Origin of the sequence: Flavobacterium sp. H4147, from assembly GCF_029360735.1 — a bacterium.
GTDB classification, from domain to species: domain Bacteria; phylum Bacteroidota; class Bacteroidia; order Flavobacteriales; family Flavobacteriaceae; genus Flavobacterium; species Flavobacterium endoglycinae.
Window position 1 is genome coordinate 84,025 of sequence record NZ_JARKNB010000001.1, and the last position, 17,030, is coordinate 101,054.

The window sequence follows — 17,030 nt, forward strand, 5'->3', positions numbered from 1 at the left end:
ATCTAAGCCACATAACCTTTAAAGAAATAAATCATGAAAAAACTATTAATCGCAGCTATGTTATTCGTTGGAATAGCAGGTTTTGCACAAGACAAAAAAGAAAGACTTACTCCTGAACAGCGAAACGAAAAACAATTACAAAAATTAACTACAGAATTAAATCTTGATACTAATCAGCAGGCTCAGGTTAAACAGCTTTTAGCAGACAGAAGTGCAAAAGTTGAAAAATTAAGAGAAGCTCGAGAGGCACAAAAAGATAGCGACGTTAAGCCAACTGCATCAGAAAGAGAAGCTTTTAGAAATGAATTAAAAGCTGAAAAAGAAGCCAATGATGCTAAAATGAAATCTATTTTGAATGCTGACCAGTATACAAAATGGAAATCTATTCAGGAAGAAAACAAGGAAAAAGCTAAAGATAGAATAAGAGAATATCGAAAAGATAAAAACTAAAATACTTTAGAAAAAGAGGCCGTTAAAGCCTCTTTTTTATTTGAAACCAATTTAGGTTTTCATTAATAACTTCTGTTAAATAAAAGATAAATCTGACAATCTCATTAAACTTAATAAATCTGTTGAAGTCTAAATGGCATAAACCTTTAAAAAAAACAATTATGAAAAAAGTATTTATCGCAGCTTTATTATTCGTGGGAATGATAAGTTTTGCACAAGCCGTTAATCAGAAACCGACACGTGATCAAAGAGAAAAACTAACTCCAGAACAACGTAACGAAAAGCATTTACAAAAATTAACTGCTGATTTAAATTTAGATAAAAAACAACAGGAACAAGTAAAACAGCTTATTGCAGAAAGAAGTGCGAAAGTTGAAAAATTCAAACAAACTCGCAAAGACAGCAAAACAATCCCAACTCCTGAAGAAAAAGTAGCTTTCAAAAAACAGATGGATGCTGAGAAAGAAGCTAATGATGCTAAAATGAAATCTATTTTAAATGCTGATCAATATAAAAAATGGACTGCTTTAAAAGAAGAACGTAAACACGATCATAAAGGTAAAGATCATAAATCACCTGAGGAACGTAATAAAGAGCATTTACAGAAACTGACAACAGATTTAAACTTGAATGCAGATCAGCAAAAACAAGTAAGTGAACTTTTATCTGACAGAAGCACAAAAATGGCGATGCTTAAAAAAAGCAGAAAAGATTCTGGTGTTCCACCAACCGACGCTGAAAAAAAAGCTATGAAAAAACAAATGGAAGAAGACCACAAAGCTTATGACGCCAAAATGAAATCGATTTTAACTGCTGATCAATACACAAAATGGACTGCAATGAAAAAAGAGCATAAAAACAAAATGAAAGAACACAGAAAAGACAAAAAATAATCTCGGTTGTAAAAAAGGGAGGCTTTTAGCCTCCTTTTTTATTGTTCTTTTTCTTAATATGATTAAGCCGCAATACCACCAATTGCAATTATTTTATTTTTCTTCATTTTTATTTCAATACCATGTTCAGGATCCAAATCATATCGTATAAGAATTTTCAGCGTATTTCTTTTTAATATTCTTATATATAAAATATCTTGTATATATTCAAAATGCTTCTCATCGTTATCAATATTAAGAGGTTCTTCTCCTGATCGATTAAAATCCTCATAATATTTTGCGTAAATATTTTTATATCGAGTAAAAGTTTCTTTTTTTATTTCATCCATTGCATCTTTGATATTATCCAAAAAACTGCGAAAAGTTTTTTCATAATCGTCCATTTCTTGCTCATCTGGAATACTTCTATCTCTTCCTAAATATATCTCTATTTCTTCTTTTTTTAGGTAAGGAATTTTAAACTTTACATCACTTAGAAAACCTATCCAATTTTCATTAATCTTTCCCCAAAATTTATGCTCCATTTTTGTAAATTTTACAATTTATAGATGCAAATAAATCCTTTTGAAAGCTATTAAATAGCTCTTAAAAATCTTATTAATAACAGATTAAGGCAATATTTAATATAGAAATGAAAGGTAAGAAAAGCACTAAGAACAAAACAAATAAACATAAAAATAAAAGGAGGCTTAAAGCCTCCTTTTTTATTAAAATGATTTTGATACTTTATCAATTGCATTAATTGTAAAATCTAAATCTTCGTACGTCAATGCATCGGTAATAAACCACGTTTCGTATGCAGATGGCGCGATGTAAACACCTTCTTGCAATAATCCGTGGAAGAATTTCTTAAACGTTTCGTTATCTCCTTTTGCAGCCGTTTGGAAATCGGTTACTGGATTTGCATCAAAGTGAACCGAAATCATAGAACCAACTCTATTGATGGTAAAAACAACATTATTCGCTTTTAAAACTCTATCGATTCCAGCTTCTAAATAAGCTGTTTTTTCTTCCAAACGAGTAAAAATTTCTCTGTCTGAATCAAGCGCTTTCAACATTGCTAATCCAGCAGCCATTGCTAACGGATTTCCAGATAATGTCCCGGCTTGGTAAACTGGTCCAAGAGGCGCTAAATAATTCATGATTTCTTCACGCGCTGCAAAAGCTCCAACTGGAAGTCCACCACCAATAACTTTTCCAAAAGTCACGATATCAGCATCAATTCCATACAATTCCTGAACGCCACCGCGAGCTAAACGAAAACCTGTCATTACCTCATCAAAAATCAATAAAATTCCGTTTGCCGTACACAAATCTCGTAATCCTTGCAAGAAACCTTCTTGAGGCGGAATACATCCCATATTTCCTGCAACGGCTTCAATAATAATGGCAGCAATTTCTCCTTTATTAGCTTCAACAAGCGTTTTTACATTCTCTAAATCATTGTATTTTGCTAGTAAAGTATCTTTTGCAGTTCCTTCTGTAACTCCAGGGCTATTTGGCGAACCAAAAGTAACTGCTCCACTTCCCGCCTGAATCAAAAATGAATCTGAATGCCCGTGGTAACAACCTGCGAACTTTATAATTTTATCTCTTTTTGTAAATCCGCGAGCTAAACGAATTGCACTCATACAAGCTTCTGTACCTGAATTTACAAAACGTATTTTATCAATATTTGGAACCATAGAAACGGCCAAAGCAGCGATTTCTGTTTCCAATTCTGTTGGCATTCCAAATGATGTTCCTAATTTTGCTTTCTCAATCACAGCATCAACAACCGGCTGATATGCATGACCTAAAACCATTGGTCCCCAAGAGTTAATATAATCGATTAATTTATTTCCGTCTTCATCATACAAATAAGCGCCTTTTGCACTTTTTACAAAAATCGGAGTTCCGCCAACGGCTTTAAATGCTCTTACTGGTGAATTTACTCCTCCCGGAATTACTTTTTCTGCTTCAGCAAAAAGCTGACTACTTCTTTTATATAACATTATAATTTTAGATTTCTGATTTTAGACTTTAGATTTTAGATTGGCTGTAAACTGTAACTGAAACTAAAAAAATCACTTCACTTTCAGCCTCTGCCCTATCGAAATCGCATTATCAGTCAGATTATTTTTCTGCTTTAAATCATCAACTAATAAATTGAATTTCTTTGAAATAGAGTACAAAGTATCACCTTTTTGAACTTCGTATAAATTTGGATCATTTGAACTCATATTAATCTTTAGATCGGAATTAGCCACTGAAGATGAACTTCTTGTTGGAGCCGAAGCATTAATGGGCACATAATTTTTTCCCGTAACCTGACAATCGTATTGATGCAGATTGTAACGTTCGATATAACTGATTAACTTATCAGGATATTTCGGATCTGTGGCATAACCTGCTGCTCTCAATCCTTTTGCCCAAGCTTTGTAATCGTCTTTTTCGTAAGTAAATAAAGTAGCGTATCGCTTTTTACCAACTAAAAACAACGCGTGATCTCTATACGATTCCGAAGCCTCTCTATATTTTCTAAAACATTCCTGAGCCGAATCATCATCATGGCGGACACTTTCTCCTAACCAATCATTATGGCATTTTATTCCAAAATGATTATTAGCATCTACCGCTAAATCTCCTCTACCCGCACCCGATTCTAAAATTCCTTGCGCTAAAATAATACTCGCAGGAATTCCGTACGTTTTCATGTTTCCCATTGCAATATCTTTGTACTGCAACACATAATTATTAATTAAATCACTGGTAACAACGGTTTTGGAAGTAGATTGAATAACTTCAGTTGTATTATTTGTAGAAGGATAATTTTTGGCAATTGGCTTAGCAGGAGTACTTCTTTTTGTTGAAGCTGTTCGAGATTGAACTGCTGCCGCTTTTTTAGTCGTCGCGATGGCAGGCTTACTAGACGAGCAGCTTGCTAAAGCTAATATTACGAGAAGTAATACAATTTTTTTAATCATTGGTTTTGAGTATTGGTAATTTCTTCTGCTTCAACTTTATATTCATTCCGTCAATTCCCTGCAATCCGCCTGTGTGAATGAGTAAAATTTTTGAATGGGCAGGAAAATAATTTTTGTGTATTAAATCTATAACGCCAAAAACCATCTTTCCTGTATAAATTGGATCTAAAGGCAATTTATTCTTTTCAAAAAAAGCATTAATAAATTCAATTAATTCTAAATTTATCTTGCCATAACCTCCAAAATGATAGTCAGAAATTAAATTCCAGTTATCTTTTTTTGCAAAAATACGAATTTCATCGTTTAAAAAGTCACCTTTTAACGCTGGAAAACCCAAAATTTTCTGATTTTGCAGCGAACTATTAATTAATCCCGAAATCGTGCCGCCAGTTCCAACTGCACAGCAAACGTAATCAAAAACCGAATCTTCGCCTGTCAAAATCTCTTCGCAGCCTTTTACAGCCAATTCATTTGTACCGCCTTCGGGAACCAGATAGAAATCGCCAAACTTATTTTTTAGTTTTTCTATAAATGAATTTTCACTTTTTAAACGATATTCTTCTCTCGAAATAAACTCGAATTGCATTCCGTTTTCATGCGCAAATTTCAGAGTTGGATTTTCTTCTATTTTATCAAAAAGTTCGTCTCCGCGAATGATTCCTATAGTTTTAAATCCTTGCTCTTTTCCCGCATAAGCTACAGCGGCAATATGATTGGAAAATGCTCCACCGAAAGTCAATAAAGTGTCTTTGTTTTCGGCTTTTGCCTGAAGCAGATTGTATTTTAGTTTTCTAAATTTATTTCCAGACACAAAAGGATGAATGAGATCTTCGCGCTTTATGGTCACCGAAATAGCATTCGGAAATTGAATATTTAAAGATTGATTGAAAACTGGATTCATTTTTTTAGTTGGAAAGTCGAAAGTCAAAAGGGATAATTCATTTTTAATATCTTAAAGTTTATTGCTTGATATACTTTAGAAACTGAAAAAAAGATCGGTTTTTAAGATAATTCAAATCGGTTTCTTTTGCGTAAGCTTCTCTTTCAAAACTAATATTTCGATAAGCCAAATCTTTGTTTTTGTACTGAATTAAACGAATAATAAATTCCAAAATATACCAAATAAAAAACGGAAGAATGAGTAATTCAATTTGCTGTCTTAAATGTATTTTTTCATGATTAACAAAAGTTTGATTTCTTTTATCACAATCATATTTCATCACAATAAACGGAAATACAGCCATTCCTCTATATCCGTTCGGAATTAAATATTTAGCAACAATCAGAAACATTGGCTGTAAAATTTATAAATTTGTAGCTATAAAATTGTTCGATTTGAATAAAATCATAATCAAATATTTTTATTTTTGATTTTAATTATTCGAAAAAGAACCCGAAGCAGATTTATGAAAGAGCAAAGTAATGAAAATAAATTAATCGAAGGCGAAGATTTTTACTATACACCCGAAGGTTACAAATGCTTTACTGAAAAACATCATTTAAAACGTGGTTACTGCTGCAAAAGCGGTTGTCGTCATTGTCCATATGGTTTTGACAAAAGAACAGGAGAAATTCGCAAACGCAATTAGAAAATATGACAATTTGATAATTTTGAAAATTAAATTCCAAATTTGAAAATTCCAAATTCCAATCTAAGACCAACAATCTAAAATTATAAAATGGATATCCACTCACGAAAATTCAGGATCAAAATCCACAAATCCTATCATAGGTCGGATATCCGTTATCCCTAGTTTTTTTTTATTAGAAAATGTGGCGATTTGAAAATTAGATAATTAAAAATAAATTTCAATTTTTAAATTTTAAATCCCAAACGCAAATTGAAAATCTAATTGTAACGATTAATATTTCGCTCCGCTGGAGCTTTTAGGTTGGTCATTAATTATTTCTATAAGTATTTCGCCTTTCTAAGGCTTTATATTGGGAATGGATATGTTTTATTAGCTCCGTTAGGAGCGACATATTTATAGCATTAATTAACATCCCGTCACATTAAGCCCCAGCGGGGGCGACATAATTTAAACACTAAAATTAATCTGTTGTTAATCTAACAAGAATACCTTAGTAGCTTAGAACCTTAGCAACTTAGTATCTTTAAAAAAAACAACTCAGCACCTCAAAAAGAAAATGACTTTCAAAGAACAAATACAACAAGGAATACCTTCTATATTGCCACCAAAACAGGCATACGATCCAGCGATTAATCATGCTCCTAAACGAAAAGAAATCCTTTCGGCAGAAGAAAAAAAGCTGGCGCTGAAAAATGCTTTGCGTTATTTCGATCCAAAACACCACGCTGAATTGCTTCCTGAATTTTCGGAAGAATTAGAAACTTATGGGCGTATTTACATGTATCGTCTTCGCCCAGATTATAAAATGTACGCAAGACCAATTGATGAATATCCAGGAAAATCATTGCAGGCAAAAGCGATTATGCACATGATCCAGAACAATTTGGATTATGCGGTGGCACAGCATCCGCATGAATTAATTACATATGGTGGAAACGGAGCTGTTTTCCAAAACTGGGCACAGTATTTATTGACCATGCAATATTTGTCTGAAATGACAGATGAGCAAACTTTAACGATGTATTCTGGACATCCAATGGGATTATTTCCTTCTCATAAAGAAGCGCCGAGAGTGGTCGTAACAAACGGAATGGTAATCCCGAATTATTCCAAACCTGACGATTGGGAAAAAATGAATGCTCTTGGGGTTTCGCAATACGGACAAATGACGGCGGGAAGTTATATGTATATCGGCCCGCAGGGAATTGTTCACGGGACTACGATTACGGTTTTAAACGGTTTTAGAAAAATAAAACAAAATCCAGAAGGGAGTTTATTTGTTACTTCTGGTCTTGGCGGAATGTCGGGTGCGCAGCCAAAAGCCGGAAATATTGCAGGTTGTATTACAGTCTGCGCCGAAGTAAATCCGAAGATTACTAAAATCCGTCACGAACAAGGATGGATTAATGAAGTGGTGACTTCTACGGATGAATTGGTTGCCAGAGTAAATTCGGCGAAAGCCAAAAAAGAAACCGTTTCGATTGCTTATTTAGGAAATGTGGTCGATGTTTGGGAACGTTTCGATCAGGAAAATATCAAAATTGATTTAGGTTCAGATCAGACTTCGCTTCACAATCCATGGGCTGGAGGTTATTATCCGGTTGGAATTTCGTTTGAAGACGCCAACAAAATGATGGCTGAAAATCCTGATTTATTCAAAGAAAAAGTTCAAGAAAGTTTACGCCGTCATGCGGATGCTATCAACAAACATACTGCAAAAGGAACGTATTTCTTTGATTACGGAAATGCCTTTTTATTAGAAGCTTCCCGCGCTGGTGCAGATGTAATGGCAGAAAACAATATCGATTTTAAATATCCAAGTTACGTTCAGGATATTATGGGACCAATGTGTTTCGATTACGGATTTGGTCCTTTCCGTTGGGTTTGTACTTCTGGAAAACCGGAAGATTTACTAAAAACAGATGCCATTGCATGTGAAGTTTTAGAAAAAATGGCCGAAACTGCTCCCAATGAAATTCAGCAGCAAATGCAGGATAACATTAAATGGATTAAAGGTGCGCAGGAAAACAAACTGGTTGTAGGTTCACAAGCTCGTATTTTATATGCTGATGCAGAAGGAAGAATCAAGATTGCTGAAGCCTTTAATCAAGCCATTGCAAAAGGTGAAATTGGCGCTGTGGTTTTAGGGCGCGATCATCACGACGTTTCCGGAACTGACTCGCCTTACAGAGAAACTTCAAACATTTATGATGGATCACGTTTTACAGCCGATATGGCGATTCACAATGTGATTGGAGATAGCTTTAGAGGAGCAACTTGGGTTTCTATTCATAATGGTGGTGGCGTTGGCTGGGGAGAGGTTATAAACGGCGGATTTGGTATGGTTCTTGATGGTTCTACAGAGGCTTCAAAACGTTTAGCATCAATGCTTTTCTGGGATGTTAACAACGGAATTTCAAGACGAAGCTGGGCTCGAAATGAAGGTGCTGTTTTTGCTATAAAAAGAGCAATGGAAGTTGAGCCATTATTAAAAGTAACTTTACCCAACCTAGTTGATGAAAGTCTGCTTTAAACTAAAACAGAACATTTAATTCTTAATAATATGAAAACATTCAAATTAGTTCCGATTTTGCTGCTTTTGATTCTTTCTTCTTGCAGCAGTATAACTGTATATTCTGACTATGACAAAACAGTCGATTTTGCGCCCTATAAAACGTATGCTTTCTTTAAGCCCGGAATTGATAAGGTCGAGGTTTCTGATTTGGATAAAAGACGTATTCTTCACGCCATCGACAATGAAATGCAGGCTAAAGGTTTAACCAAAAGTGACAATCCTGATTTATTAGTCAACATTTTTACCAAATCAAGAGAGCAGGTAAATGTAAATCAATTTAATGCTGGCTGGGGTTATGGCTGGGGCTGGGGTTGGAATCCGTGGTTGATGTACGGTAACCAGACTTCGGTTTCAACTTCTACTGAAGGCACATTATATATTGACTTAATCGATGCCAAAAAGAAAGAAATGATCTGGCAGGGTGAAGGTCAGGGAACTTTAACTAAAAACGTTGACAAAAAAGACGAGAAAGTAGCTGAGTTCGTAAACAAAATTTTAGCTCAATATCCGCCGGTTAAAAAATAATTATCTATTTTTGCTATTCAATTAGTTAAAATGACAAACTATACTAACATTATTATCGCTATTATTAGCATTATTGCAATTCAGCAGTAATGGCGAGGTGTTATATCAGTATGTAAAATATAATTTATAAACCTCCCAACTCGGGAGGTTTTTTATTTTAAACGAAATTTAATATTAGCGCCGAATTGTACCAATTTTCACCATTTTACTTTTTAATTAAAAATAAAAATTAGTTCAATTGGTGTAATTCGGGGCAGAAAAACAAACAAAATGGATTTATTCAACGAAGTACTTAACGCCAAAAAGCAGCTTGAAGATGTAGTTGCGGCGACTCCTTTAACACAGAACCTTAATCTTTCAGACGAATTTGAATCGACTATTTTATTAAAAAGAGAAGATTTACAAATTGTTCGTTCGTATAAAATTCGAGGTGCGTACCATAAGATTTCTTCGTTAAATGAAAAAGAAAAAGCAAACGGAATCGTTTGTGCCAGTGCTGGAAATCATGCACAAGGTGTTGCTTATTCTTGCAATCTTCTAAAGATTCACGGTAAAATTTACATGCCGAAAACCACTCCAAAACAAAAAGTAAAACAAGTTCAATTATTTGGAAAATCGTTTGTAGAAATTGTTTTAACGGGAGATACTTTTGATGATGCTTATGTTTCTGCAACGGCTGATGCCATCAAAAATCATAAAACTTTTATTCATCCTTTTGATGACGAAAAAGTAATCGCTGGACAAGGAACTGTGGGATTAGAAATCTTAGAAAGTTTTAAAGAACCAATCGATTATGTTTTTGTTCCCATTGGCGGCGGCGGATTGGCTTCGGGCTTATCGGAAGTTTTTAAACATTTAAGTCCACATACTAAAATTATTGGCGTGGAACCAAAAGGAGCTCCTTCGATGAAAACTTCCATTGAAGAAAATAAAAATACCCCTTTACAAACAATTGATAAATTTGTAGATGGTGCCGCTGTAAAACAAGTCGGCGATAAAACTTTTGAAATTTGCCGTTATAATTTAGAAGATGTGATTTTGGTTCCCGAAGGAAAAGTCTGCACCACGATTTTAAGATTGTATAATGAAGAAGCAATGGTAGTAGAACCTGCTGGTGCTTTAACGATCGCGGCTTTGGATTTTTATAAAGATAAAATCAAAGGAAAAAATGTGGTTTGCATTGTGAGCGGAAGTAATAATGACATCGAAAGAACTGCCGAAATTAAAGAACGATCGTTACTTTACGAAGGTTTAATGCATTATTTTATGATTCAGTTTCCGCAGCGTCCGGGAGCTTTAAAAGAATTTGTCAATAATATTTTAGGTCCGGATGATGATATTACATATTTCCAGTTTCATAAGAAAAACAACCGTGAAGTAGGTTCTGTTGTCGTAGGATTAGAGCTGAAAAACAAAAACGATATTATGGCCATCAAAATGAATATGACTCAAAATGGTTTTGAATTTCAATACCTAAATGACAATCAGGATTTGTTTACACAATTAATTGGATAAAAAACATAAAAGGCTGTCAAATACTTATGACAGCCTTTTAAAAATCAAATATAAAATTACTAATTGAATTCTAGATTTGTAATTTATTGCTTAATGACTTTTTTAGAATAAGAACCTTGATTGTCATTTACTCTCACAATGTAAACGCCTTTTGGAAGTCTTGAAACTTCAATTTCAGAAATGTTTCCTTTTACAAAATTCACGTCTTTCTTTAAAACAGACTGTCCGCCTACATTGAAAATCTGTACTTCTGCATTTCCTTCATGGTTGGTATCAATTTTTAAATGATCGCTTACTTCATCAATAAAAACCACCATATCAACTGTACTTTCATTTTCATCGGTTATTGCCAACGCTTTTTTGGCTGTAGATTCAACTTGAACAAACTGCCACTGCTGATTCAGTCCTCCTGTATAATCCCAAACCTGAATATTAGCTCCATTTGTTGTAGAAACATTTTCAACATCAAGAGATTTACCCGTGTTAACGTTGGTAATTTTATAATATCCTCCGCCAAGACTAGCAACAGTCCATTTAAATTCATTCGAATTAGCGAAAGTTCTTTGCTGTACTTTCAGTCCATTTGCTGTTCCGTTATTTTCAACTGCAAGATACATTCCTGTCGATTTAACTATAATGTAATAATTTCCTGCTCCATCAGAAACAAATTTCCAGCGCTGATTATTTCCTCCTCCATTTGTAATATCATACTGCTGGATTCTACCGCCGCTTACTGTTGAATTATCTGCTACATCAAGTCCTTTATTACTGTTTCTTGAAATGATATTATAATATCCCGGAAAACCTGTTGGAGGCGGTGTACCTGCTCCCCATGTAAAAGTAACGGCTGCTGAGCCCGGAATTGTGTAATTAAATGCCGATGATCCTGAAACTACTTTTATAGTATTTGATGACCCTGAATTGTACACCACAAGTGCTGTTGAACCATCAGGATTTTTAAAAGCAACCGATTGAATACTTCCGTTTGTGCTTGAAGATCCAATTCGTACTGCTCCGGGTTTTACAAATTTTGAAATTTGTCCAATAATATAAAACGCCACATTTTTAGTATAACTTGTACTGTTATTTACTGTTATAGCACCTAAACAGGTATTGCATCCGCCTGGAGTACGTGGGCCTAAACTTGAATTGTTAGCAGCATTCCATTCTAAAACGGTCTTAGACCAATTATTAGTACTTCCAATTACTACGTTCTGCATGTGCCAGCCAAAGTCACCGCCAAAGTTTCCGCCAGAACCTGTATATTGTTCTGTAAAATAAACGTTTTTATTCGTAGAATTTTTTACTGTAGACATTGCAGAGATATTTCCTAAATACAAGTGAAATGCTGCTCCATCAACATAAGAACTATTATTAAGAACATCAATTGGGTAAGCCGTATTATCACAGTTATGGTCGAAAGCTATAATTTTCACATTTCCAAAACCAGCCGATGCCATTTGAGGACCAAGCTGTTGATTAATAAAATTCTTTTGTTCTGTAGAATTCATCAACATACTTGGTTCATTATTAGGATTTTCAGGTTCGTTTTGAGGTGTAATTGCCCAAATAGGAATTCCCTGCGCCTGCATAGCTTGAAGGTATTTTACAAAATACCTGGCATAAGCGGCATAGTATTGTGTCTGCAGACTTCCTCCAACCCAAGATCCGTTGGTTTTCATCCATCTAGGTGCAGACCATGGTGTTGCGAGAATTTTGATATTAGGATTAATCTGCTGAATTTTTTTGATGATCGGAATTAGATAGGTTAAATCCGGACCATTCAAACTAAAGTTATTCATATTAGTATCTCCGGAAGTTTCATTATAACTATAGGAAGAACTACTTAAATCTGAAGCTCCAATACTAATACGAACTACACTGGCGTTTAATCCTGTTGTTGGATTGTATAGTTCATTTAATAATTGGTTCTGCTGTGTGGCAGCCATACCGCTGATGACTTCACAGCTTCCCTCAGTAAGGGTGTAGCCGAAACCATCCATGGTTTGATACGTTGTTCCAGCATTAACAGTTACAGTAGAAGCATTTGTCCCTGAATTGGCTCCGAAATTTACTGTTCCCTGAGTCTGCAATAAACTGCTTTTATCACCCGTTGTCAAAACAGGCGTAACAGTTTGAGCATTAACTTTAGTAATACATAAAAGCATTGCAATAATTGAGAATATCACAGCTTTTAATTGGTTTTTAGGTTTTTGTGTAGTTTTGTGCATTTTTTTTGATTTTTTGTTAATTAATTTTTTCTCATTTATTAAGGATTATTTTATTAAAACAGCACAATATTATATCAATTTCAGCGAAATCGTTTTTTTTGAAGCTTAACAAATACACATCAATTGTAAAAATTACCTTAACAAAAACTTATCTAAAATTTTCATAACTATTTAAAAATCAATTATTTAATTTTAATAATCAATAAAAAAAGTTCTCATAATTTTTTACTTATTCCCAACACACTAAAAACCAATAAATTAGAAGACCTATACCTCAATAATTATTACAGCAAATGCAAAAAACACATTCGGTTTTAGTGACAAATATCATGGAATGCACATAAACTTATGTTGTATTTTTACAGCTCATTTTTATTGCACAAAAACATGGAAACTCTTAAAGATATTTCAACTCTCGACGATATAAAACAAATGGTGAACAGCTTTTATGGAAATGTTCGTAAAGACGATTTGATTGGTCCCATTTTTAATGATAAATTACAGGACAGATGGGAACCCCATCTTCAAAAAATGTACGGATTCTGGCAGACAATTTTATTTGATGTTCGTGCTTATTCTGGAACTCCTTTTCCTCCGCACAAACAATTACCGGTAGATAAAACTCATTTTGACCGTTGGATTGCGATTTTTAATTCGACTATCGATTCTCAATTTGCTGGTCCAATTACCGAAGAAGCCAAAATGCGAGCGACCAATATGGCATTTATGTTCAGCCACAAAATTGAATATTTTAGAAATGCCGAAAACGAACTCAGAAATTCATCAGGCAAATCTTAAAAGATATTTACATTACGATTGGAATACTATTTTTAATTAGATAAATTTGACTTAGCTGAAAAGCAAATAAAAGCCTATTTGTAACTAACTAATAATTGTATAATGAAAAAAGTATTCCTGCTTTTTGCCATCTGTTTCTCTTTTTTAAATCATGTAAATGCACAGCAAGCTCCTGTTTTTAATTTGTACAAAGGAACTCTTGATGGAAAAACACCTGTAACGATTTATATTAAAACCGAAGAAAATCCCTGTACGGCAGATTTAATGTACACTTCAATGTACCGCTATAAATCAAACAAATGGATTCAGCTTTATATCACTCAGAATAAAAAAGTTGAAAATGAATTTGTAATGGTAGAACATGGTTTCAGCGGCGTTCTCATTTTAAAGATAACCGGAAACACTTTCTCTGGTTTATGGATTAGTCCAGATGCTAAAAAGCAGTTGAAAATTGATTTAAAAGAAACTTCAATGACTAAAAAAGAGATTGAAAGCTATGAAAATGCAATGGAGAAAGTAAATTATGAAAATAATGACTGCTAAAATCGCTTTCTTTTTCAACGTTTAAAAATCTACAAAAACGCAATAAAATAGTATTTCGAATAAAAATTTTGTGATGAATGATAAAAAATCGACTCATAAATTCGTAATTTTACATTCTAATCTACATCGTTTTCGAAATGAATCCAAATATTGAAACCAATCCGTTATTAGAGAAATTGCCGAAACATTTACAGCAATTTATTAAACCACAAGATTACAGTGATTATACCCCTATAAATCAAGCGGTTTGGCGATATGTAATGCGTAAAAATGTGGATTATCTTTCAAAAGTAGCGCATCATTCTTATTTGGAAGGTTTACGCAAAACCGGAATTGAAGTCGATTCTATTCCGAGTATGTATGGCATGAACCGAATTCTGAGCGAAATTGGCTGGGCTGCAGTTGCCGTTGACGGATTTATTCCGCCAAATGCTTTTATGGAATTTCAGGCTTATAATGTTTTGGTAATTGCATCCGATATTCGACAATTGGAACATATCGAATATACACCTGCTCCAGACATTATTCACGAAGGTGCCGGCCACGCTCCTATTATTGCAAATCCTGAATATGCCGAATATTTAAGACGTTTTGGAGAAATTGGCTGTAAAGCGATTTCATCTCATAAAGATTATCAGATGTATGAAGCAATTCGTTTGCTTTCTATTTTGAAAGAAGCTGAAGATACGCCACAGGAAAAAATAGACGAAGCCGAAAAAGCAGTTGCCGATTTACAAAATGATATGGGCGAATTATCTGAAATGGCTCAAATTAGAAATCTGCATTGGTGGACTGTTGAATATGGTTTAATTGGAACTGTTGAAAATCCAAAAATTTACGGCGCCGGATTGCTTTCTTCAATTGGCGAAAGCGCTCATTGTATGACCGATAATGTAAAGAAAATCCCGTATGATATTTCCGCTGCGAATCAAAATTTTGACATTACACAGTTACAGCCTCAACTATATGTAACACCAACTTTTTCTCATTTAAGTTTGATTCTGGAAGAGTTTGCCAATAAAATGGCTTTAAGAACCGGAGGTTTATCAGGAATTAAAAAACTGATTCAGTCAAATGCTTTAGGAACGATTGAGTTAAGTACTGGTTTACAGATTTCTGGAGTTTTTACAAATGTGATTGAAGAAGAAGGAAAACCGGTTTATATTCAAACAACTGGAAAGACGGCTTTGGCATATCGTGAAAAAGAACTGGTTGGTCACGGAACCTTAACACATCCTCATGGTTTTGGAAGTCCGATTGGGAAATTGAAAGGTTTTAATCTCGCCATTGAAGATATGAGTCCGAAGGATTTACAGGCTTACAGTATTGTAGAAAATGAAACCATAAAACTGGAATTTGAAGGCAACATTATCGTGGAAGGTGAAATTATTACTGGATCTCGAAATCTTCACGGAGAAATTATTCTCATCAGTTTTAGAAATTGTACGGTCACTCATGGCGAAACGATTTTGTTTCAACCGGAATGGGGCAATTATGATATGGCGATTGGTAAAAAAGTGATTTCTGCTTTTTCTGGTCCAGCCGATGTCAATAGTTTTGACTTGATTAATATTGTTCCTTCAACAAAGACTATTAAAGCAAAACATACTTCAGAACGCGATGATTTAGAGAATTTATACGCATCCGTTCGAAACATCAGAACCAATAAAGAATCTAAAACGAATTTACAATCTGTATTTGAAAAACTGAAAAAAGAACATTCAAATGATTGGTTATTAGCGGTTGAAATCGCAGAACTTTTAAAAGATTCTGATGACAAACAGCTTTTACAGGAAGTATTGGTTTATCTGGATCAATTGAAAAAAAGACGACCTGAAACGGCCCATTTAATTTCGGGTGGATTGGATTTGATTTTTAATAATTCTCATTTGCCACAAAGTCACTAAGACGCGAAGTTTTTTATTTCACGCAGATTTTGTTGATTTAAGCTGATTCTGCTGATTTTTTTTAATCTCGCAAAGACGCCAAGTCGCAAATTTTAATAAATCTTTTTTTGAATTACCTCCTGCTTAGCTGGAGGAAAAATAAAGTTAACTACAAAGGCTTTAGCCAAACATTAGTTTTGCCTAAAGCCTTTTCTTTTTTTATAAAAATCCCTCAAGTAAAGCAGGAGGCAATTAATTAAAATAAAAAACTCTGAACCTTTGTTACTTTGTTACTTTGAACCTTTAACAAAATCTAAAGCTTCAAATCCTGATTCAACTCCGTTTCTGATTCAATCGTTTTTCCGTTATATTGCAGTTTCCAGCCCATTGAATTGGTCATAATTAAAATCTTAGACAATTCGCTTATTAGTCTGTTTTGGGCGTTGGTTTTTAGTGTAGAATTTTCGATTTTTTTAGCCAGATTTGCTTTTACAGATTTGTTTATTTTATTGTAATCATCACCTGTAAACGGATTCAGCTTACTTTGTTCTACATCATAAAACTGAATATCTGGATTTATTGTAATTTCTTCTTTTGGAATATTTAAAATCGTAATGGTTTTATTTTTTTCGTCAATGCCATATTTCATTTTATGCAGATCGTATGCTACTGTAACATTTGCATTTACCACAATCAGCGCTTTTTTCTCAAAAGAAATCATATTCATTAAATACTTCTGCTGGTTTTTATAGGTGATTACTTCCGAGAAATGTCCTTCGGTAACGACCAGCTTTCCAACATTAAGAATCTGCTGCTGAATTAAATTGGTATTATAGTCAATTCCAGAATCGTCATCTTTTTTGAACTGACAGTATTTAAAAGCCAGAACAATGAGTAAAACAATAACACCGATTCCTATAATTCTTTTGATCAAGTTTTGCATTCGAATAAAATATTTATGACCAATTTACTTCTTTTTATTCTTTTTTTCGCCACGAATTCACGAATTTTCGCTAATTCCTTTGAGTTTAAATATGTGTCTAATTCCACAAATTA

The 17,030-nt window shown here is 34.0% G+C and carries 16 protein-coding genes; 9 read left to right on the forward strand and 7 right to left on the reverse strand.

The features are described 5' to 3' along the window. Positions 1-33: 33 nt before the first annotated feature. The gene (locus P2W75_RS00360) at positions 34-450 is read left to right on the forward strand and encodes a hypothetical protein (protein WP_207297516.1); all 417 of its coding nucleotides are present in this window, start codon (positions 34-36) and stop codon (positions 448-450) included. 161 nt (positions 451-611) lie between these two features. Next, on the forward strand, positions 612-1,343 hold the full coding sequence (locus P2W75_RS00365; protein ID WP_276378497.1) for a hypothetical protein: 732 nt from the start codon (positions 612-614) through the stop codon (positions 1,341-1,343). 62 nt (positions 1,344-1,405) lie between these two features. Here P2W75_RS00365 and P2W75_RS00370 read toward each other — a convergent pair whose 3' ends face one another. The 5 genes from P2W75_RS00370 to P2W75_RS00390 all read right to left on the reverse strand — a co-directional run bounded on the left by P2W75_RS00370 (position 1,406) and on the right by P2W75_RS00390 (position 5,601). Further along, a complete protein-coding gene (locus tag P2W75_RS00370; RefSeq protein WP_207297517.1) occupies positions 1,406-1,867 on the reverse strand; it encodes a hypothetical protein in 462 nt (153 codons plus the stop codon). A 183-nt stretch (positions 1,868-2,050) separates the two neighbouring features. Further along, positions 2,051-3,337, reverse strand: coding sequence for a glutamate-1-semialdehyde 2,1-aminomutase (gene hemL, locus P2W75_RS00375; protein WP_276378498.1), 1,287 nt, complete (start codon positions 3,335-3,337; stop codon positions 2,051-2,053). 72 nt (positions 3,338-3,409) lie between these two features. Beyond that, a complete protein-coding gene (locus P2W75_RS00380; RefSeq protein WP_276378499.1) occupies positions 3,410-4,309 on the reverse strand; it encodes a glucosaminidase domain-containing protein in 900 nt (299 codons plus the stop codon). After that, positions 4,302-5,210: a 1-aminocyclopropane-1-carboxylate deaminase/D-cysteine desulfhydrase gene (locus P2W75_RS00385; RefSeq protein WP_276378500.1), complete on the reverse strand. Its 909-nt coding sequence runs from the start codon at positions 5,208-5,210 to the stop codon at positions 4,302-4,304. The genes P2W75_RS00380 and P2W75_RS00385 overlap by 8 nt, the downstream gene beginning before the upstream one ends. A 58-nt stretch (positions 5,211-5,268) precedes the next feature. Then, entirely contained in the window at positions 5,269-5,601 is a 333-nt protein-coding gene (locus P2W75_RS00390; RefSeq protein WP_276378501.1) for a hypothetical protein, read from the reverse strand. A 114-nt stretch (positions 5,602-5,715) separates the two neighbouring features. Between P2W75_RS00390 and P2W75_RS00395 the strand changes: the two genes are divergently transcribed. The 4 genes from P2W75_RS00395 to ilvA all read left to right on the forward strand — a co-directional run bounded on the left by P2W75_RS00395 (position 5,716) and on the right by ilvA (position 10,516). Further along, positions 5,716-5,898, forward strand: coding sequence for a DUF5522 domain-containing protein (locus tag P2W75_RS00395; RefSeq protein ID WP_276379899.1), 183 nt, complete (start codon positions 5,716-5,718; stop codon positions 5,896-5,898). A gap of 559 nt (positions 5,899-6,457) precedes the next feature. Continuing rightward, positions 6,458-8,434 (forward strand): urocanate hydratase, encoded by a 1,977-nt coding sequence (locus P2W75_RS00400; RefSeq protein ID WP_207297523.1) that lies wholly within the window; start codon positions 6,458-6,460, stop codon positions 8,432-8,434. A 30-nt stretch (positions 8,435-8,464) separates the two neighbouring features. Then, positions 8,465-9,001 carry a DUF4136 domain-containing protein gene (locus P2W75_RS00405; protein WP_207297524.1) on the forward strand — a complete coding sequence of 179 codons (537 nt, stop codon included), beginning with the start codon at positions 8,465-8,467 and terminating at the stop codon, positions 8,999-9,001. A gap of 270 nt (positions 9,002-9,271) precedes the next feature. Then, positions 9,272-10,516, forward strand: a complete 1,245-nt coding sequence (ilvA, locus tag P2W75_RS00410; RefSeq protein WP_276378502.1) for a threonine ammonia-lyase IlvA — start codon at positions 9,272-9,274, stop codon at positions 10,514-10,516. 83 nt (positions 10,517-10,599) lie between these two features. On the opposite strand, the gene P2W75_RS00415 is transcribed toward ilvA, so the two are convergent. Continuing rightward, a complete protein-coding gene (locus tag P2W75_RS00415; protein ID WP_276378503.1) occupies positions 10,600-12,747 on the reverse strand; it encodes an RICIN domain-containing protein in 2,148 nt (715 codons plus the stop codon). Between the two features lie 387 nt (positions 12,748-13,134). Between P2W75_RS00415 and P2W75_RS00420 the strand changes: the two genes are divergently transcribed. The 3 genes from P2W75_RS00420 (at position 13,135) to P2W75_RS00430 (ending at position 15,995) form a co-directional block, all read left to right on the forward strand. Further along, complete coding sequence (locus tag P2W75_RS00420) at positions 13,135-13,545, forward strand: group III truncated hemoglobin (RefSeq protein ID WP_207297527.1); 411 nt, start codon at positions 13,135-13,137, stop codon at positions 13,543-13,545. A gap of 102 nt (positions 13,546-13,647) precedes the next feature. Next, a complete protein-coding gene (locus P2W75_RS00425) occupies positions 13,648-14,088 on the forward strand; it encodes a hypothetical protein (protein WP_276378504.1) in 441 nt (146 codons plus the stop codon). 137 nt (positions 14,089-14,225) lie between these two features. Continuing rightward, entirely contained in the window at positions 14,226-15,995 is a 1,770-nt protein-coding gene (locus P2W75_RS00430) for an aromatic amino acid hydroxylase (RefSeq protein WP_276378505.1), read from the forward strand. 292 nt (positions 15,996-16,287) lie between these two features. Here the strand turns inward: P2W75_RS00430 and P2W75_RS00435 are convergent, their stop codons facing one another. Next, positions 16,288-16,917: a DUF4230 domain-containing protein gene (locus tag P2W75_RS00435; RefSeq protein ID WP_276378506.1), complete on the reverse strand. Its 630-nt coding sequence runs from the start codon at positions 16,915-16,917 to the stop codon at positions 16,288-16,290. Positions 16,918-17,030: the final 113 nt, after the last annotated feature.